Source organism: Oceanicaulis sp. MMSF_3324, from assembly GCF_030733545.1.
Classification (GTDB): domain Bacteria; phylum Pseudomonadota; class Alphaproteobacteria; order Caulobacterales; family Maricaulaceae; genus Oceanicaulis.
Genome location: NZ_JASHIU010000015.1, coordinates 19,418 through 37,019 on the forward strand (window position 1 = coordinate 19,418; position 17,602 = coordinate 37,019).

The 17,602-nt window shown below is 62.3% G+C and carries 17 protein-coding genes and 1 other RNA gene; 7 read left to right on the forward strand and 11 right to left on the reverse strand.

Translation table 11 applies throughout. From position 1 onward, the window contains the following. Positions 1–6 precede the first annotated feature (6 nt). Together RBA95_RS13220 and RBA95_RS13225 are read left to right on the forward strand one after the other, a co-directional pair. Positions 7–1,317: a hypothetical protein gene (locus RBA95_RS13220; RefSeq protein WP_306017343.1), complete on the forward strand. Its 1,311-nt coding sequence runs from the start codon at positions 7–9 to the stop codon at positions 1,315–1,317. A 193-nt stretch (positions 1,318–1,510) separates the two neighbouring features. Further along, positions 1,511–2,404, forward strand: a complete 894-nt coding sequence (locus RBA95_RS13225; protein WP_306017344.1) for a delta-class carbonic anhydrase — start codon at positions 1,511–1,513, stop codon at positions 2,402–2,404. A 53-nt stretch (positions 2,405–2,457) separates the two neighbouring features. Here the strand turns inward: RBA95_RS13225 and serA are convergent, their stop codons facing one another. After that, positions 2,458–3,681 (reverse strand): phosphoglycerate dehydrogenase, encoded by a 1,224-nt coding sequence (gene serA, locus RBA95_RS13230; protein WP_306017345.1) that lies wholly within the window; start codon positions 3,679–3,681, stop codon positions 2,458–2,460. A 169-nt stretch (positions 3,682–3,850) separates the two neighbouring features. Between serA and RBA95_RS13235 the strand changes: the two genes are divergently transcribed. Genes RBA95_RS13235 through fghA form a run of 3 tightly spaced genes read left to right on the forward strand, consistent with a single transcriptional unit; the run spans position 3,851 to position 6,258 of the window. Beyond that, on the forward strand, positions 3,851–4,963 hold the full coding sequence (locus tag RBA95_RS13235) for an S-(hydroxymethyl)glutathione dehydrogenase/class III alcohol dehydrogenase (RefSeq protein WP_306017346.1): 1,113 nt from the start codon (positions 3,851–3,853) through the stop codon (positions 4,961–4,963). Next, positions 4,926–5,417 (forward strand): YaiI/YqxD family protein, encoded by a 492-nt coding sequence (locus tag RBA95_RS13240; protein WP_306017347.1) that lies wholly within the window; start codon positions 4,926–4,928, stop codon positions 5,415–5,417. The genes RBA95_RS13235 and RBA95_RS13240 overlap by 38 nt, the downstream gene beginning before the upstream one ends. Positions 5,418–5,421: 4 nt before the next feature. Continuing rightward, positions 5,422–6,258 carry an S-formylglutathione hydrolase gene (gene fghA / locus RBA95_RS13245; RefSeq protein WP_306017348.1) on the forward strand — a complete coding sequence of 279 codons (837 nt, stop codon included), beginning with the start codon at positions 5,422–5,424 and terminating at the stop codon, positions 6,256–6,258. On the opposite strand, the gene RBA95_RS13250 is transcribed toward fghA, so the two are convergent. The 8 genes from RBA95_RS13250 to RBA95_RS13285 all read right to left on the reverse strand — a co-directional run bounded on the left by RBA95_RS13250 (position 6,259) and on the right by RBA95_RS13285 (position 14,289). After that, positions 6,259–7,077: a TIGR00282 family metallophosphoesterase gene (locus tag RBA95_RS13250; protein ID WP_306017349.1), complete on the reverse strand. Its 819-nt coding sequence runs from the start codon at positions 7,075–7,077 to the stop codon at positions 6,259–6,261. A 78-nt stretch (positions 7,078–7,155) separates the two neighbouring features. Further along, positions 7,156–7,926 (reverse strand): ferredoxin--NADP reductase, encoded by a 771-nt coding sequence (locus RBA95_RS13255; protein ID WP_306017350.1) that lies wholly within the window; start codon positions 7,924–7,926, stop codon positions 7,156–7,158. A 106-nt stretch (positions 7,927–8,032) separates the two neighbouring features. Then, complete coding sequence (locus tag RBA95_RS13260) at positions 8,033–8,836, reverse strand: hypothetical protein (protein WP_306017351.1); 804 nt, start codon at positions 8,834–8,836, stop codon at positions 8,033–8,035. An 89-nt stretch (positions 8,837–8,925) separates the two neighbouring features. Further along, the gene (locus RBA95_RS13265) at positions 8,926–9,501 is read right to left on the reverse strand and encodes a 5-formyltetrahydrofolate cyclo-ligase (RefSeq protein ID WP_306017352.1); all 576 of its coding nucleotides are present in this window, start codon (positions 9,499–9,501) and stop codon (positions 8,926–8,928) included. A 20-nt stretch (positions 9,502–9,521) separates the two neighbouring features. Then, positions 9,522–9,681: non-coding RNA, 6S RNA (gene ssrS, locus RBA95_RS13270), on the reverse strand. Positions 9,682–9,715: 34 nt separating this feature from the next. Further along, the gene (locus tag RBA95_RS13275) at positions 9,716–10,120 is read right to left on the reverse strand and encodes a cell division protein ZapA (RefSeq protein WP_306017353.1); all 405 of its coding nucleotides are present in this window, start codon (positions 10,118–10,120) and stop codon (positions 9,716–9,718) included. Then, entirely contained in the window at positions 10,117–10,431 is a 315-nt protein-coding gene (locus RBA95_RS13280) for a DUF4164 family protein (protein ID WP_306017354.1), read from the reverse strand. The genes RBA95_RS13275 and RBA95_RS13280 overlap by 4 nt, the downstream gene beginning before the upstream one ends. Before the next feature lie 78 nt (positions 10,432–10,509). Beyond that, complete coding sequence (locus RBA95_RS13285; RefSeq protein WP_306017355.1) at positions 10,510–14,289, reverse strand: glycosyltransferase; 3,780 nt, start codon at positions 14,287–14,289, stop codon at positions 10,510–10,512. Positions 14,290–14,510: 221 nt separating this feature from the next. On the opposite strand from RBA95_RS13285, the gene RBA95_RS13290 reads away from it, so the two are divergent. Together RBA95_RS13290 and RBA95_RS13295 are read left to right on the forward strand one after the other, a co-directional pair. Continuing rightward, entirely contained in the window at positions 14,511–15,404 is an 894-nt protein-coding gene (locus RBA95_RS13290; RefSeq protein WP_306017356.1) for a WcbI family polysaccharide biosynthesis putative acetyltransferase, read from the forward strand. Next, complete coding sequence (locus tag RBA95_RS13295) at positions 15,401–16,057, forward strand: glycosyltransferase family 32 protein (RefSeq protein WP_306017358.1); 657 nt, start codon at positions 15,401–15,403, stop codon at positions 16,055–16,057. Before RBA95_RS13290 ends, RBA95_RS13295 begins: the two co-directional genes overlap by 4 nt. A 2-nt stretch (positions 16,058–16,059) precedes the next feature. Here the strand turns inward: RBA95_RS13295 and RBA95_RS13300 are convergent, their stop codons facing one another. After that, positions 16,060–16,755, reverse strand: a complete 696-nt coding sequence (locus tag RBA95_RS13300) for an ABC transporter ATP-binding protein (protein ID WP_306017359.1) — start codon at positions 16,753–16,755, stop codon at positions 16,060–16,062. Positions 16,756–16,764: 9 nt separating this feature from the next. Beyond that, entirely contained in the window at positions 16,765–17,592 is an 828-nt protein-coding gene (locus tag RBA95_RS13305) for an ABC transporter permease (RefSeq protein WP_306017360.1), read from the reverse strand. Positions 17,593–17,602 lie beyond the last annotated feature (10 nt).

Genomic DNA, 17,602 nt, shown 5'->3' on the forward strand with positions numbered 1-17,602 from the left:
CCAGATATGCTGGATCATCTGCAGGCGACCCTCGACCGGATTGAGGCGCTGAACGCCTATGTCCATGATCAACAGGTCCGTCAGTTCCAGCACGACATCCTGACCACGGGCAGCTTCCAGCTGGCTTCACCCTGGTCCGGGCGGCCCCTTGAGTGCGTCGAGGCCCGGCTGATCGCCTATATCAACGACCCCTATCACTTCAAATTGCCACTCTACGCGTATCGTTTTCAGGATCGCACCGACATCTGGGTGATGAGCTTCCAGATCGGGCTGGGCTTCCCGCTGTGCGCGCTTTTCATCAACGGTGTCTACCTCGCTTATACTCAGGCGCGTCCGCCTCTGCCCGCCGCCTATGCCATCCTGAAGCGCCTGGCGCCCGAATTTGACGCCCTGGCGGAGACCGCGCCGGAAGAGACGGTCCTGACGGAGCCGCTGGCCATTCTGGGCCATCCCAATTTCGCCCATCATATGTGGAATGAACTGCCAGCGCTCAATCGATTGCGTTCCGACACGCCCATTTCGATACAGACGCTCTTTGCGCCGCTGGGTCCGCTTGACGGCCTACCCGACCCAGTGCCCTTCCGCGCCCTGCATTGCCAGCGAAAGCCCTATTTCTCCCCGATCGGCGGGGAGCTTCTTGATCAGCAAACGGCCCGGGGACTGACGACGCAATTGCCGGCTCCCGCCACTGCGCCACCCCAGGATGACGCGCCCTTGATCTGGATCGCGCACCGGGAGGATGGCCGCAGTTGCGAGAATTTTCTCGAAATGCTCCAGGCGTTCGACCAAGAGGTGCGCCAGTTGTGCACGCCACGCTACGTCTTCGACAGCTTCTCCGCGCCCGCCGACCTGCAGCAGTCCTGGTATGATCCCGTTCGCACCGCGTTCGAGGCCCGGCAGGGGCAATCGGAGGTGATCTTCAAGGCCATGACCGAAGCGGTCGGCGGCCCCGAGGCCGTGCACGCCACAACCTCCGGGCTGACAGTCACGCAAGCTCTGGCCCTGGCGCAGCACGCGGATTTCTACATCACGCCGGTGGGCTCCATCCAGCACAAGGTCGCCTGGCTTCAATCCATACCGGGCCTTGTCCACGGGCCGCATGGCTCCATGAATTGGCATGTCGCCAACTGGCACGGCCAGAAATCGGAGATCGCTGTCCCTCCCTGCGTCCTGCCTTCCGAACTCGTGGAGGACACAGGTGCGTCAGCCCATCACCCCAATGCCGCGCGCAACATGAACTACCGCATTATCAATCCCGATGCAGCCGCGCGTGTCGCGGCAAACCATCTCTGCGAGGCATTGGGGCTGACCCGTTAGGCCATTCGCTCCCGTCGAACGGACGGATGGGGGCATGTGTAGGGTCGAGCAGCCCTCACACACCCCCTTTCACCTCACCCTAGATAATCTGAATATTTTTCGCGTCCCGCGCCGGTTTTCCCCTTGCAGACTCTCTCACATGATGAATATGCATATTTATCGGCTCAAATCCGAGTGTCTCAAGGGGAGTATCATGCGCATCGACATCTTTGCCGTTTCCGGTCTGGTTCTGGCGCTCGCCGCCTGTTCAGGCCCTTCCAACGACGCCCAATCGGCGCCCGAAGGCGCTTCGGATACGGCGATGGCCGGCTCCGATGTCAGCGAGATGGAGCATGGCGCAACCCTGGCGTCCTCCGACGCCCCGCTCTGCGAAGGGTTCGGCCCGCAAACTCCTCGCGATATCACCAGCACCGAAGGCGTGAACCCGATCTTGTTCGATCTGGCGCCGGCCCCGACCCAAATGAACCTGTGCAATATCCACACGCACACCAATGCCGAGCACAAGGGTCCGGGCTTCTCGGTCTTTGTCGGTGACGGCGTGAACGGCGGGTATGCGTGCAATGACGCCGACACCCTGACGGAAGAGGAATTGCGCGATCCCTATGATGGCGAAGGCGCTTTTGGTCATGTCAGCCCGGGCGACACGATTGAAGTGCACTGGGTGTATTCCAGCTGTGACATCGCCCCCGGCGAAGGCCTGGGTTCTTGCCTGAGCGAGAGCTGCACCGATCCCGTGTTGCGTGTTGAGGCGCAGGCCTTCCTTGTCGTGAACGATCCCGAGGCTCTGGACTTCACCCAGTTCGGCTATGCCGGCGCGGCGAACGAGGCGGGCCTGCATCAGCCGCTGGCGCTGCCGAGCGGCACGGGTGAACCGGTCCTGTTCCGCGGCTCCACCACGGGCCCGAGCTATACCCAGGCCGCCTGTTCGCCGTTGCAAGTGACCTGGAATGTGCGTCCGCAATGCGCCCGCGTGGACATCAGCTCCCTGCACCGCTGGGCGGAAGAGGGCAATGTCTTCAACGAGACCGAAAGCCATGGCGTGCGTCAGCTGGTGACCGCGCCAGAACTGCTCTCGCCGATTGAATAGTCACTTCTGATGATGTTCGCCCCCGGTGTCTGCGCCGGGGGCGGACGATCAGCTCAGCCCTTGATCAGACGCACGCGGATCGAGCCGTCAATGGCGCGGACCCGGTCAAAGAAGTCTGCGGGCAACTCGCCTTCAAGGTCAGCCACCGCATAGCCCAGATCACCGTCGGTCTGGAGGAACTGAGCGGCAACGTTCGCCCCGGCCTGCTCGGCCGCATCATTGAGACGGCGCAGGAAACCCGGCCGGTTCCGGTGCGGCGCCAGAATACGGGTCCGCCCCGGCTGGATCGGTCCGGGCTCCACTTCGGGGAAATTCACCGCAAAGGTCGTCGAGCCTTCATGCAGATAGCGAGACAGCTTGCCAGCCGCGTCCAGACCGATGGCCTGTTGCGCCTCCAGGGTCGACCCGCCGATATGCGGGGTCAGGATGACGTTCGGGCATGAAGTCAGCGGGCTTTCAAACCGCTCATCCTTGCTCTTGGGCTCGACCGGGAACACATCCACGGCCGCACCCGCCAGATGGCCCGTCTTCAGGGCGTCGGCCAGCGCATCCACATCCACGAGATCGCCGCGCGCCTGGTTGATCAGGAAGGCGCCGTGCTTCATCTGCGCGATCTCGTCCTTGCCGATCATGTTCTTGGTGCGAGCGGTGGATGGTACGTGAAGCGTGACCACATCACATTCAGACAGCAATTCCCCGAGCGACTCCATCGGACGGGCATTGCCATGGGCCAGCTTGGGCGCGATGTCGTAGAAATAGACATGCATGCCCAGCGCGGACGCAATCACCGAAAGCTGAGCGCCAATATTGCCGTAGCCGATGATGCCGAGCTTCTTCTTGCGCACTTCATTGGCGCCGTCGGCGGTCTTGAGCCATTCCCCCCGATCAATGGCGAACATCTTCTCGGGGATGCGCCGCATCAGCATGATGATCGACGCCATGGTCAGCTCGGCCACCGAGCGCGTATTGGCGAAGGGCGCATTGAAGACGGGCACGCCGCGTTCGGCGGCGGCGGTCAGGTCCACCTGGTTCGTGCCGATACAGAAACAGCCCACCGCCTGAAGGTCCTTCGCCGCATCCAGAAGCGCGGCGTCCACATGGGTTCGAGACCGGATCCCGAGCACGCTCGCCGTCCTGATCTCTGACTCAAGCTGCGCCCGGTCAGGCGAGCCGGGCAGACGCTTCACCGTGACCGGTCCTGCGCTCTGAAGCGCGGCGTCCGCGTCCGGGTGAACGTTCTCCAGAAAAAGAGCGGTGTATTCAGGGGTCTGGGCCATAACGGGAGTCTCTCAGTTATGCTGCATTGCGTCACTGTGCCTGAATGCCCTCACAATTCAATGCCGCGATCGAGGCATATCCTGATTTCGCGCATTCGTTATTCTTGCCCAGGCGGGTCCGTCAGCTTAAGTGGGCGCGCATATACAGCCAAAGCTCCAGGAGGTCGCCATGAAGACCCGCGCCGCGATTGCGTTCGCCCCCAACAAACCGCTCGAGATACACGAGGTTGATCTTGAAGGCCCGCGTGCGGGCGAAGTGCTGGTGGAAATCATGGCCACGGGCGTGTGCCACACGGACTCCTACACGCTGGACGGCAAGGACAGCGAAGGCATTTTTCCCTCCATCCTGGGCCATGAAGGCGCCGGCATTGTCCGCGAAGTCGGCGAAGGCGTCACCAGCGTGAAGCCGGGCGACCACGTCATTCCACTCTACACGCCCGAATGCCGCCAGTGCAAAAGCTGCCTGAGCCAGAAGACCAATCTGTGCACCTCGATCCGCTCCACCCAGGGCCAGGGCCTGATGCCTGACGGCACCTCGCGCTTCAGCCTCAACGGTGAAAAGATCCACCACTATATGGGTTGCTCGACCTTCTCGAACTTCACCGTCATGCCAGAGATCGCACTGGCGAAAATTCGCGAGGACGCGCCCTTCGACAAGGTCTGCTATATCGGTTGCGGCGTGACCACCGGCGTGGGCGCGGTGATCTTCACCGCAGGCGTGGAACCCGGCGCGAACGTCGCGGTCTTCGGTCTGGGCGGTATTGGCCTGAATGTCATCCAGGCCGCGCGCATGGTCGGCGCCGACAAGATCATCGGCATCGACATCAATCCCGCCAAGCGCGCCATGGCCGAACAGTTCGGCATGACCGACTTCATCAACCCCAACGAGATCGGTTCTGACAAGATGGTCGAGGCCATCCTGGACATTTCCGGCGGCGGCGCGGATTACAGCTTTGACTGCACCGGCAACACGCATGTGATGCGTCAGGCGCTGGAATGCTGCCATCGCGGCTGGGGTGAAAGCATCATCATCGGCGTGGCCGAGGCCGGTCAGGAAATCTCCACGCGTCCCTTCCAGCTGGTCACGGGCCGGGTCTGGAAAGGCTCCGCGTTCGGCGGCGCGCGCGGCCGGACCGACGTGCCGAAAATCGTCGACTGGTACATGGACGGCAAGATCGATATCGACAGCCTGATCACCCACAAGATGCCGCTTGATGACATCAACAAGGCGTTCGATCTCATGCATGCGGGCGAAAGCATCCGCTCGGTCGTGGAGTTCTGATCTGACGCTCTTCATCGACGCTGACGCCTGTCCGGTGAAGGACGAGGCGATCAAGGTGGCCGAACGCCATCGCACCGAGATCAAGCTTGTGTGCGATGGCGGTCTGCGCCGCCCGCAAAGCCAGTGGGCCGAGCTGGTGATCGTGCCGGAAGGCGCAGACGCGGCCGATGACTGGATCGCCGAGCGGATCGGACCAGGCGACATCTGCATCACCGGAGACATTCCCCTCGCCGACCGTTGCCTGAAGGCCGGCGGCAAGGCGATCGACCATCGCGGGACCGAGTTTGACGCCCACTCCATCGGCTCCAAACTCGCCATGCGCGACCTGATGACGGATTTACGCAGCGCCGGAACCATGGAAGGTGGGGGCGGCAAACCCTTCGGACCGCGCGACCGGTCGAACTTTCTCAACGGGCTCGAACGCCTGTTCCAGGATCTCAAACGAGGACGGTAAGCCCATGGAACTCCAATCCGAGAACCGCAGTTTCGGCGGCCGCCAACAGGTCTGGACCCACAAGTCCACGGAAACCGGCACGGACATGACGTTCGGGCTCTATCTGCCGCCCGCCACCGAAGACGGCCCCGTACCCGTCGTCCTGTACCTGTCGGGTCTGACCTGCACCCATGCCAATGTCACCGACAAGGGCGGCTTCCAGCGGGTTTGCGCGGAACTGGGTCTCGCCTTTCTCGCGCCGGACACCTCCCCGCGCGGCCTCGACCTGCCCGGCGAGCATGACAGCTATGATTTCGGTTCAGGGGCCGGCTTCTATGTGGACGCCACCCAGGACCCCTGGGCCAAGCACTATCGCATGGAAAGCTATGTCACCGGCGAGCTTCTGAAGGCGGCCGCCCAAGCAGCCCCCTGTCTCGATCTGGAAGACATCGCCATTACCGGCCACTCCATGGGCGGGCATGGCGCGCTGACCCTGGGCCTCAAGCGCCCGGACCTTTTCAAGGCGATCAGCGCCTTCGCACCCATCAGCTCTCCAATTCATTGCCCCTGGGGTCAGAAAGCACTCGGCGGGTATCTGGGCGACGATCTGGCGGACTGGCGCCAATACGACGCCTGCGCGCTCATCGAGGATGGCGCACGCTGTGAAGCGGGGATTCTGGTGGATCAGGGGCTGAGCGATCAGTTCCTGTCAGAGCAGCTCAAGCCAGAATTGCTGGAAGAGGCCTGTCGCGCAGCCGGCCAGCCGCTGACCCTGCATCGCCAGGACGGCTATGATCATAGCTATTTCTTCATCGCCACCTTCATGGAAGACCATTTGCGGTGGCTGAGCGAACGGCTCTGATCAGACCTCGGGGATGAAGTCTGCGAGCTGCCCGCCCGTACGGATCGGCTCGCAGCGCACCGCCAGCCCTGTCGCATCATCGGTTTCCACATAGAGACCACACACGGTCGCCTCGCCAGAGGCCGGGGTGAAGCGGCCCGAACGCATATGGGTCACGAAGCGGTTGATCGGTTCGTCCTTCACCATGCCGATCACGGAATCATAGTCGCCGCACATGCCCGCATCGGTCTGATAGGCCGTGCCCTTGGGCAGGATGCGATGGTCAGCGGTGGGGACATGGGTGTGGGTTCCGACAACGAGGCTGGCGCGGCCGTCACAGTAATTGCCCAGCGCCACTTTCTCGCTGGTCGCCTCGCCATGCATGTCGACAATGATGGCATCCGCCACTGCGCCCAGCGGGCAGGCTTCAATCTCGTGATTGACGTAGGCGAACGGGTCTTCCAGCGGCTGCATGAAGAGGCGCAGCATCACATTCATGACCAGCACCCGACGACCGTCAGGCAGATCATAAAGCCCGGCCCCGCGCCCCGGCGCAGTCCCCTCGCGATAGTTGACCGGACGCAGAAGCCGCGGCTCGCGTTCGATGTGAGACAGGGTTTCAGACTGGTCCCAGGCATGATTGCCCAGCGTCAGGACGTCCGCGCCCGCGTCATACATTTCGTTGGCGGTTTTCTCGGTGATGCCGAAGCCGCCGGCCGCGTTTTCCGCGTTCACGACCACGAAATCGAGGTTCAGTCGCTCCCGCAAACCGGGCAGCGCGTCGCACAGGCCTTCACGGCCCGCCTTGCCGACCACATCGCCGAAAAACGCAATACGCATGAGCTCGCCTTCACTTCGCTAGGCGTGCGGATATAGGCGAAGCGCAGCGTTTAGGCCAGCGATGGCCTGATCCCCGTGTCAGCCGACAAAGGACTTCTCGACCACATACTGGGCCGGGCGGGCGTTCGAGCCTTCCTTGAGACCGGCTTGCTCACAGCGTTGCTTGCAGGATTCGAGCATCTCCATGGAGCCACAGATCATCACACGATCGGTCTCGGGATTGAGCGGGGGAATGCCCAGCTCTTCGTAGATGATGCCGTCATCCATCAGCTGGGTGATGCGGCCCTGACGCTCGAAGTCTTCGCGCGTGACCGAGGGGTAGTAGATCAGCTTGTCGCCGACGAACTCGCCCACCAGCGGATCTTCACGCACGGCCTCCACCAGCTCCTTGCCATAAGTCAGCTCGGCGACCTCGCGGCAGGTATGGGTCAGGATCACCTGATCAAACCGCTCATAGGTCTCCGGGTCCCGGATGACCGAAGCGAAAGGCGCGATCCCGGTGCCGGTGGAGAGAAGATAGAGCCGCTTGCCCGGCTCCAGAGCATCAAGCACCAGCGTGCCGACCGATTTCTTGCCCATCAGAATGGTGTCGCCAGGCTCGATATGCTGCAGCTGACTCGTCAGCGGTCCATCCGGCACCTTGATCGAGTAAAAATCGAGCTCCTCATCCCAGCTGGGGCTGGCGATGGAATAGGCCCGCAGAAGCGGTTTGCCCTCGACCATCAGGCCGATCATGACAAACTCGCCCGAACGAAAGCGGAAGCTTTGCGGGCGGGTCACCCGGAATGAAAACAGGCGGTCGGTATAGTGCCGAACCGCTATGACTGTCTCTTCCGTAAACGCGCCCATTTCCGTCTCGCTTTCTGAAGTTGATAAGTGAGGGCGTTCTAGGCCGGGGGCGGCTTCTTGCCAATGGTTCGCACTGCGGCGCGCGGTCACGCTGCGACCGTCTGACCTAATCTCCGAAGCCGGGATCGCGGGTTTTGTCCGACACCGGCAAGCGGCCAAAGGCCGAGTGAGCGCCGGAGACATAATGGGGCTGATTGTTATTGACCTGCCCGGGCAGGGCGAACGACCCCAGATTGACCGTCGAACCGCCCGCATATCCCAGGCTTTCAACCGGCCCGTAGGCGGCCTCGATCTTGGCGATCTCTTCGGCGCTGGCATATGCGACATACCCATTGGGGTCAGTTTGCGCTGTGTGATCGCATCCGGCCGCAGCGCGCGTATGCTCAGAGCCACCCGCGCATAAAATCCCGCGTAGCGCGCCCGCCGTGCGTTCACTGACAGCGGGCCCTGCATCCGGCGCCCAGCCCGCCTCACCGCCCTCCGCAGTGAGAACCTGTTGCGGCTGCGGAGCCGAACCAGCAGGAGGCGCAGACGTGTCTGGTTCGGAGACAGATGCTGCCGACTGCGTTTCAGGCGCTGAGGCTGTTTCGGCAGACGCCTCGACGGCAGGCTCGGTTCGCGGCGCCGGTGCGAGTTCAACAGGGGGCGGCGAGACCTCGTCCTCTTGCTGAGCGGTCCTGACCGGCGGCTCCACGACAGCCGGCGTGAACAGGGTGACATTGACCGATTGGGGCGAAACAGGCGGCGTGTGTGACGCCTGTTGCATCAGAAAAAGCGCCGCTGCGCCCAGCCCCAGATGCAGCAATACAGCCGCGCCGCCGGACGACCATTTCAGGCCATTCGGGCTCAATTGCGATGACAGCGCTTCAACAGACAGCGGCCATCGGTGCGGCGTTGCGATCGCATTCATGACAAAGCCTGACTAACCAGACGACACTCAGACAGCATGAACCCGTACGGTCAACGCAATGGCCGCCAGCTTGCGGTTTTGTAATCTGGTCAGGCTTGGATTTCGTAAGCGCCCTGTTCGGTGACCACCCAGTCCAAGCGCACATCATGGCGCTCGGCGGGCACCTTGTTCAGGCGCTGCGCCTCATACGCCAGCCCAACCACGGTGAGCGGACCCTGCGCCTTGAGGGCTTCAAGCGTACGGTCATAAAAACCGCCGCCATAGCCCAAGCGGCGTCCCTTGAGGTCAAATCCGACAAGCGGAACCAGAACCAGGCTGGGGATCATTTCAGGATGGTTGGCCGCTGGCTCTCGTGTGCCGAACGCGCCGGGCTCCAGGAGCTGGTCCAGTGTCCAGCTACGGAAGATCAGGGGCTGATCCTTCCCCACAACGCAAGGCAAGGCGATCCGGGCCTGTTCCAGCGCGAAGGTTTCCAGCAGCGGCAGCGGATCGATTTCATCGCCAATCGCGGCATAGCCCGCCACGACCTGGCGAACCTTCGGCCACAGCTTATCGGGAAAATGCTCCGCCAGTTTGCGGCCAGCCTGCGGATCGGCGGCATGGGCCGCCGCTCGCGCCGCCCGGGCTGCGCGCCGCGCATTGGTTTTGCGCCAGGCCGTCAGCATGTGGAGCCGGGAAAGGCGGTGGCGGCGCCAATTCCGCCGTCGGTCGTTTTCCAACCCTGATGACCCGGTAGACCAGGTGGGCGCCGCTTAGATAGGACCACGGTCCAGTCCAGAGGCAGCTCCCTCTCAGAGATGTAAGGTCCTCGGGATGTTAAGACCTGACGAACGGTCCAGCTACCGCCGGGATTGAAGATGGGGGCGCGACCGCCCGCGCTCAAGCGCTTTCTCCATCTGGCGGCTCGGATGACGCAGCCATGGCCTCGGTCACCGCTTCAACACCAATCATGGCTTCAAGCTTTTCAGCCGCACTGACAAGCGCTTCCGCCGCACGCGCCCGGTCGGAGCGCCGGCGCGCGTCGGCCTGTGAGACCTTGCCTTTAAGGTCCAGAACGGTGTCCTCGAGCTCGTCCACCTTGCCCCGCGCCTCGCGCATTTCATCGGTGACGATCAGAGCCGCCATCAGCAAAAGGCGGACATCACCGATCTGGCCCACTTTTTCGGCGAGATCGCGCACATGGGTGTCCAGATGTCCTGCCAGCTCACGCAGATAGGCTTGTTGGCCGTCTTCACAGCCAATGGTGAAAGCGCGTCCGTTCAGGGAGATGGTGACCTTGCTCACGCCTCCTCCCCCGAACTGTCACTGGCGGCGAGCAGGGTCTGGAGGTCCGCCATGGCGTCATCCAGCGCCTGTGTCGCCTCTTCCGCGGCAGACTGGAGTTCCTCTTCCCGCGCCCGCGCCTCGTCCAGCGCCGCGGCGAGTCGCGCCCGGTCATTATCCAGTTCATGGGCGGCCTCGACATCGCCGGCCGCCGCGTTCAGGCGCAGCTGATAGTCCTCAAGACGCGAGCCCACGCGCGACACCGCCCGGTCCAGGCGGGCGACGGCGTCAGCCAACGGATCGTCGGCGGCAGAAGGTTCAGGCGCGCTCATGCCCTTAAAATCCGTCTTTAACAGCAAAAGTTCAAGCTGTGTGACAGGACAAGCCTGAAAGAATCCTCCGGCTCGGCCCTAGTCCAGATGCAACTGCCCCAGCATGTCTGACAATCGCTCACGCACCACTTCGCGGGATGTTTCTCGGCGCGCGAAGTCCAGACCCGCCTGACGCAGTTCGTTCCAACGGTTCTCATCATCAAGCATGGCGAGGATATGGCGGGCGAAGCCTTCGGGATCATCAGCAACCAGCACGTCCACGCCCGGGGTAAGCCCCATGCCTTCCGCGCCGATGGAAGTTGAAACGCACGGCGTGCCCAGGGCCAGGCTGGCCGCCACCTTGCCTTTCGCGCCTGCGCCATAGCGCAAAGGCGCCAGGGAGGCGCGCACCCCGCCGAAGAATTCATCAATCGTGTCGACGAAGCCGAGCACTTCGACACCATTCTTGCCATCAAGTGACTTGAAACGGTCCGGCATCTTGCTTCCGGCCAGCACGAAACGCGCATCCGGCTTATGCTCACGCACGCGCGGCCAGATCTCGCTCATGAACCAGTCCACCGCGTCCACATTCGGCGGATGGCCGTAGCCGCCGATGAAACCGACGCCTGATCGGCCATGAAACCCACTCGCGACCGGATCGGGGTCATGAATAAGCGGTAGTTTGAAGGGCGGCGTCTCAGGCGCTTCCGCCTTCAGGAGGTCGATCTCGAGATTGGAGTGCGGCAAGACGGCGTCGGCCGAGCGGATGATGGAGAGCTCGCGGCGCTTGGTTTCAGCCGCCTGCTCTTGCGCAGCGGCGTCTCCCGACAAGTCCGCCTCGCGCTGTTCACGCAGGAAATGCAGATCGGCCGGCATGAAGGCGATCTTCGCTTGCGGCGCATGGGTGCGCAGCGCGCCCATGACCCGCTCGGCGGCGCCGAACCGATGCACCACGACAAGATCAAATTCGCCCCCGCGCACCGAGATGAACGGCTCAAAGCGCGAGTAGAAGGGATGATAGATCGTCTCGACCCCCATCGCCTGAAGCGGTGCGGAATAGGCCTTGGTCCACAAGAAATTATCGACCGGCACGAACGTCACCTTGAAACCCAGCCCCTGCAAGGCGCGCATGGTCTCCACAGCCACCAGAGAGCCGGCGTCATGCTGGGGTTCGGGCGTGGTCAGATCGATGAAGAGCACGCGCTTGGTCACGGCGCGCTCTTTCTCCCGTTCAGGCTCCTGGGCGTTCGGGCGGTGCGCCGCCAGCACCCCGGCCCAGCGCTCGCGCAGCTTCTCGAGGTTCTTCACCTGATAGGCCTTGGCCCCTGCGGCCAGATCGGTGCCCGAACTCACGCCTTCAAAATGAATCAGCATGGAGCGCGGCTGAAAGACAGTGCGCAACCCTTCGGCGCGAATACGGAACGCTAGGTCGGCATCCTCGGCATAGGCCGGGCGATAATGATCATCAAACCCGCCCAGCTGCTCCCAAAGCGCGCGCGGCACGGCGATGGACGCGCCGGAAATGTAATCGGCGTCCCGCGCATAGCTGAATTCGGGACGACGCGGATGATCGAACCGTCCCAGATTCCACGCCGAGCCATCCTGCCAGAAAATGCCGCCCGCTTCCTGAAGCCGGCCATCAGGATAGATCAGCTTGGAGCCGACCAGCCCTGCCTTGGGATCCGCATCAAGCGTGTCCACAAGCGTATCCAGCCAGTCCGGCAAGACCAGAGTGTCATTGTTGAGCATGAGAACAATCCGACCGCGGGCCTTCTCGGCGGTCAGATTGCAATTGCCCACAAAGCCTTGATTGGTTTCATGGCGCACCCAGCGCACATGCGCCATGGGCACGCTCGCCGCCGCCTGGGTGCCGTCGGTGGACTGATCGTCCCCAACCAGGATCTCGAAACTCGCCTTGGGCGCGCTCGCGAACACGCTCTCGATACAGGCCAGCGTATAGGAAATCTGATTATAGGCGGGGATGACGATGGAAACGTCCGGCGCATCCGTCTCAAGGCGTTTGGCGGTGATCTTCGCCAGACGCTCCGCCATTTTGCGCGCAGGCGCATCACCGACCACGGTCTTGATCGGCGCCTGGCCTTCTGACTGGAACGACAGCTCATACCGACTGATCAGCTCGGGTATATAGCTTGCGGCGTCGCCAAACTCTTCCGTGAGCACCCCGTTCAGCGTCTTGATCGAACTGCGCCCTCCCGTTGAGGGTGAGCCGCCGGGCTCTGCGCGAGACGCGTCAAGCTGGGCGGCGAGTTCGGACGCCTGACGCGCTTTCAGACGCGCGCCCAGCTGGCCGGTCGCGGTCCACCAGGCGGCTTTCAAACCCCGACGCACCCAATGTCTCACGCCGGGCAGGCGCGCCATGACCGCGCGCAGCGGGGTCGTCGCCTTCCAGATCGAGCTTTGTTCGATTGCTTTCAGACGCACCGCCTCGATCCGCAGGGCCTGACGTTCGGCATCAGCGGCGACATAATCGGCCTGGGTCTGTTTAAGCTGGGCTTCCAAGGCTTCGGCCTGATCTGCATAGGCGTGTACGGACGCTTCGAGACTTTGGAAGTCTGCAATCAGGCGATCAACTTCCTGCTTCGCCTTGGCCGCTTGTTGTTCCGCATTGGCGGCGCGCGCGTCCTTAGCGTCAAGCTCGGCGCGGGCTTCATCCCGTTCTGCAGTCAGTCGCGCTTCGGTCTGCGCCAGAGCCTGCCGCGCCTGATCGCGTTCTGACGCCAAGGCCGCATTGGCGCTCTCAAGAGACTGTCGCTCCGCGTCGCGTTCCGCGGTCAGCCGGGTCTCCAGCTCCAGATAATGCTGGCGGGCCTGATCGCGCTCATCGGTCAGCCGCGCTTCGGTCTCAACAAGCGTCTGTCGGGCTTCATCCCGCTCAGCCTTAAGCGCCTCTTCAACCTCGGCAAGCGTCTGTCGGGCGTCATCCCGCTCAGCCGTCAGCGCCTCTTCGACCTCGTTCAGCGTCTTACGGGCAGCGTCGCGCTCCTTGATCGCCGCCTTGAGCGCAGCATCACCCGCCTTGCGCAAACGCAAAACAGAAGACCGGGTCACGCCACTCAGACGATCCGCCTCATCGAGCAAGGTCTCGATCCCGTCCAGGCTCTCTCCCCGGACCGCCGCCAGATAAAGGGCGCCGACATCATCGATCAGGCTCTGAACAGAAGCGCTGAAATTGGCTTCCGGACGCGAGGCCGGCTCTGTCAGGAAGGCGTCCACCGCCGCCTCTCGCTCCGGGGTCACCGACAGGGAGGCCAGGCTCCACTCAGCCTGGATTGTCTTGATGACGCTGCGCCAGTCGCCTCTGAGGTCGGAATAGGCGACCACGACGCCGCCTGTGTCACGGATCGCTGTGAGCGCCTTCAACCCATACCAGCACCAGAGCAGACCGGCTTCATCATCGGAAAATCCATCCCGGCGCGCCAGGGACTGGGCGACTTCCCCCGCATCCCGATAAATGAGCAATTGGCGCGGCGTATAGCCTGCCCGCTCGATTCCGGCGCGCCAGGTGTCGGAGAACAGAGTGCAACGCGGATCCTTGAGAGCGATCAGGGCATGATTGGACCCATAAGCCTCCTTCACCGTATCCGCAGCGCGACGAACGGCATTGGAAGGCAAATCAGCGTCAAGCGGCGCGCGCCCCGTATAGGGCGCGTCCCAGGCGGCCTTACTCGAGTTCAGCCAATGGTCATTCAGAGCCACGACCTGCGACGGCTCCCAGTATCCGCTGCGATTGAAGCGGTTCGCCGGGATCAAATCCTCGGGCAGGTCGGCGCCCAGCAGATTGAGCACACGGGTCAGCGCGGACGTTCCGGAGCGATGCATGCCCAAGACCAAGATCGCATCCGCTGATTGTGCACTCATATCGTCCCGCCAAGTCTTTACCCCGTTGCGTCTGTCTAGCCCGCATCCGGGCGAAGCCGTCAAGATCAATCGTGCATCAAGGCGCTTGATTCATTGAGCCGTCGCGGTCAGTTTGCCCCTTATAGGGAGAGCAAAAAATGAAATCGCTGTCGTCGGCGTTAAAGCCTGAACGCCTCGTCAGAGCTGCTCGCAGACTGGGGCTGATGCCCGGGGGGAAGCCGTTGAAAATCGCCATCAGCGCGAACTGCCAGGGCACGCCGCTGGGACAGCTGATCACCACGATGTGCGACGGGGTGGAAATCTCGCACATCACGATCGTGCACAAGGCCCGAGATGATGCGAGCGCTGAGGACCTGGCCGCCTTCAAGGCCGCCGACATCATCCTCGCTCAGAAAGTCGCCGACAATTACCCTTGCGAATACGTGCGCACCAATGCGCTTCGGGAGCGGTTCGGCGACAAGGTCCTGTCGTGGGTGAACCTGTACTTTTCCGGCTACAATCCTGAACTGACCTATATGCGGGGTGATGATCGCACGCCCATGAACGGCCCCTTGGGCGATTATCATTTGCGCCCGGTCATCACCGCCTACCAGGATGGTCTCAGCGTTGAGGATGCGCTCGCGCGACTGCGCGATCCCGACTACAACGCGACCCATTATTCAGGGGCCGCAAAAGCCTCCATGGACGAGCTTCATCGGCGTGATGAAGACACCAACATCAAGATCGCCGATTTCGTGGAACGCCGCCTGCCGATCGCCAAGCAGTTTCACACCTTCAACCATCCCAGCCTGGATCTGCTGACGGAACTCGCGGCCCGTTGCGCTCACGCCATGGGACGTGATGTGAGCCGCAGGCCGAGCCCCGGCATGCTGCCTGAACCACTGGGCATGATCATGGCGCCGATCAATCCGCAAGCGCGTCTGGAAATGGGCTTCCCGGAAGATTTTGACCCGGTGACCTATAAAGGCACCCCGCTGGACTGGAGCCAGCCCCGCCCCACACGCCAGCCCGGCCATGCGCTTTACAGCATGACCGAAGTGATCGAAGCCTTTTATCGTCGCTACGACATTGATCGGGAAGCTGTTCTGGCGTTCGAGGCGCATCCGGAATCATGATCGGGCTTTTCTCCGGCATCCCCAAGACCATTTGCCAGTTCTGGGACAAACCCGATCTGCCGGACGATCTTGGACCGCTCGTTCAAAGCTGGCGGGACCTGCCCCGCTACACGCACCATCTGTTCAACGATGAAACCGCTCGCGCTTTCCTGGCCGAGCATTACCCGGCGGCCGTTGTGGACGCATTTGATGCGTGCATGATCCCGGCCATGCGCAGCGATATCTTCCGGATCTGCGCTGTTCTGAAAATGGGCGGCTGGTATGCCGATTGCAGCATCGAGGCCCTGAAAGATCCGTCCGGGCTGATCCATCGCTCGGACGGGCTGGTCTATTACAGACGCTGGCATGGCGGCGTGAACAATGGCCTGTTCGCCGCCAAACCCGGCAATGCCCACCTCGCCGCCCTGCTCGAGACGATTATCGACAACGTGAAAGATCGGGTGAGCGACAATCTGTTTCTGGTGACAGGTCCCGGCGTCTGGAACGAGCGCTTCCCCAAGGAGACGCCGCCCCCACCCCAAACACGCCAGCTCGACCATTCCGAGATCGCAAATATCTATGTGCGCTTCCATCAGGATCTCGCGCACAAGAAAGATGGCCAACACTGGTCTGATCAGCAAAAGGCGGGCGCGATCTTCCGCGACCCGGCCTAGCCTCAGCTCGACGATTTCAGCGAAGCGGCGTACTGATCGATAATCTCCTCGATAGGCCCGAAGGCCTGGGCGCGCCCCTGCTCAAGCCAGAGGCCCTTATTGCAAGTGCGCTTGAGCAGATTGTTGTTGTGCGAGGCCAGCACGACGATGCCCGCGTTCTCCACCATCTCGTCCATGCGCTTGGCGGCCTTGTCCTTGAAGGCCGCATCGCCAGCGCCCACCCATTCATCCATCACAAGGATGTCGGCGCCGATAGAGGTAATGATCGAAAAGCTCAAACGCAGCTGCATGCCGCGCGAATAGGTTTCCACGGGCAGATCCAGGTATTCACCCAATTCCGAATAGGCTTCGATGGGGCCGGCGGCGGCTTCCGCATCGCGCCAGTTGAGCCCTTCGGCCAGCAGTCGCAAGCGGACATTCTCCCGACCGGTCGCATCACCGTTCACGCCCAGACCCATTTCCATCATCGACTGCACACGGCCTTCGATCACCAGGTCGCCGGAGCGCGGGTAGATGAGCCCCGCCAGGGTGCGAAGCAGCGTCGTCTTGCCGGCGCCGTTCGCGCCGACAAGGCCCAGGCGGTCACCCTCATCCAGTGAAAAACTGATATCGGAAAGCGCGACCATCTCACGATCGCCCGCTCTCACCCCGATCAGGGGATAGGCGACGGTCAGGTCCTTTACAGTGATTGAGGTCATGCTCGCCCCCTAGACCCAGAACACGATGCGGCGGCGATTGATGGCGAACACCAGATAGGCCGCAACCGAGCCCAGCACCGTCAAGGCGCAGACAATGCCCCAGCTGAACCAGGGGATTGTCCCCAGCACCAGCGGGTCGCGGATGATGGCGATGTAATGGGTGAACGGATTGTAGACCGCGAATTCGCCGAATGTCCCGAAATCGCTCGGCACCCATAGGATGGGCGTCAGGAAAAACAGCAATCTCACAATCGTTTGAGACAAATGGACCAGATCACGGTGCCGAGCGCAAATCACGCCCAGAAAGGTCTGCGACCAGATCGCGTTGAGCACAAGCACCAGCATGGCGGGCACAGCTGTCAGCGCTATCAACGCGTTGGGAGGCGGAAAGAAGACCAGCAGGGCCACGATGACCCCAAGCGCCAGCAAAAACTGGATGATGCTGCGCGCCACGCTCTGGAACACATAGATCAGATAGGGCAGGTCCGCGCCCTTGATCCACCTCGCCGAGCTGATGAAGACGTTGCCGCCCTCAACCACGTTGGAGGAAATATAGGTCCAGATCAGAAAGCCGATGGAGAGCCAGAGCGCAAAAAAGCCGATTTCATTCTGCGTCATGGCCCCGAAGATGAGAATCTTCACGCCCACGAACATGGCGAAGGAGACCAGCACCCACGCAGCGCCCAGCATTGAGCGCCGATAACGGCGTCGCCAGTCCTGCCAGGCCAACGCACTCCAGAAGCGCCAGAGGCTTATAGAGCGCGAGAGCTCGAGCACGGAGGGTTTGCTTTTCTTCGCCGTCACAGGCGTCGCAACAACCGGTTCGGTTAAACTCATAGAACGGCGG

What these genes read in the sequence shown, in the direction of transcription:
- RBA95_RS13220 (WP_306017343.1), top strand. Translation starts at nt 7, where the DNA reads ATGCTGGATCATCTGCAGGCGACCCTCGACCGGATTGAGGCGCTGAAC.
- RBA95_RS13225 (WP_306017344.1), top strand. Translation starts at nt 1,511, where the DNA reads ATGCGCATCGACATCTTTGCCGTTTCCGGTCTGGTTCTGGCGCTCGCC.
- serA (WP_306017345.1), bottom strand. Translation starts at nt 3,681, where the DNA reads ATGGCCCAGACCCCTGAATACACCGCTCTTTTTCTGGAGAACGTTCAC.
- RBA95_RS13235 (WP_306017346.1), top strand. Translation starts at nt 3,851, where the DNA reads ATGAAGACCCGCGCCGCGATTGCGTTCGCCCCCAACAAACCGCTCGAG.
- RBA95_RS13240 (WP_306017347.1), top strand. Translation starts at nt 4,926, where the DNA reads ATGCGGGCGAAAGCATCCGCTCGGTCGTGGAGTTCTGATCTGACGCTC.
- fghA (WP_306017348.1), top strand. Translation starts at nt 5,422, where the DNA reads ATGGAACTCCAATCCGAGAACCGCAGTTTCGGCGGCCGCCAACAGGTC.
- RBA95_RS13250 (WP_306017349.1), bottom strand. Translation starts at nt 7,077, where the DNA reads ATGCGTATTGCGTTTTTCGGCGATGTGGTCGGCAAGGCGGGCCGTGAA.
- RBA95_RS13255 (WP_306017350.1), bottom strand. Translation starts at nt 7,926, where the DNA reads ATGGGCGCGTTTACGGAAGAGACAGTCATAGCGGTTCGGCACTATACC.
- RBA95_RS13260 (WP_306017351.1), bottom strand. Translation starts at nt 8,836, where the DNA reads ATGAATGCGATCGCAACGCCGCACCGATGGCCGCTGTCTGTTGAAGCG.
- RBA95_RS13265 (WP_306017352.1), bottom strand. Translation starts at nt 9,501, where the DNA reads ATGCTGACGGCCTGGCGCAAAACCAATGCGCGGCGCGCAGCCCGGGCG.
- RBA95_RS13280 (WP_306017354.1), bottom strand. Translation starts at nt 10,431, where the DNA reads ATGAGCGCGCCTGAACCTTCTGCCGCCGACGATCCGTTGGCTGACGCC.
- RBA95_RS13285 (WP_306017355.1), bottom strand. Translation starts at nt 14,289, where the DNA reads ATGAGTGCACAATCAGCGGATGCGATCTTGGTCTTGGGCATGCATCGC.
- RBA95_RS13295 (WP_306017358.1), top strand. Translation starts at nt 15,401, where the DNA reads ATGATCGGGCTTTTCTCCGGCATCCCCAAGACCATTTGCCAGTTCTGG.
- RBA95_RS13300 (WP_306017359.1), bottom strand. Translation starts at nt 16,755, where the DNA reads ATGACCTCAATCACTGTAAAGGACCTGACCGTCGCCTATCCCCTGATC.
- RBA95_RS13305 (WP_306017360.1), bottom strand. Translation starts at nt 17,592, where the DNA reads ATGAGTTTAACCGAACCGGTTGTTGCGACGCCTGTGACGGCGAAGAAA.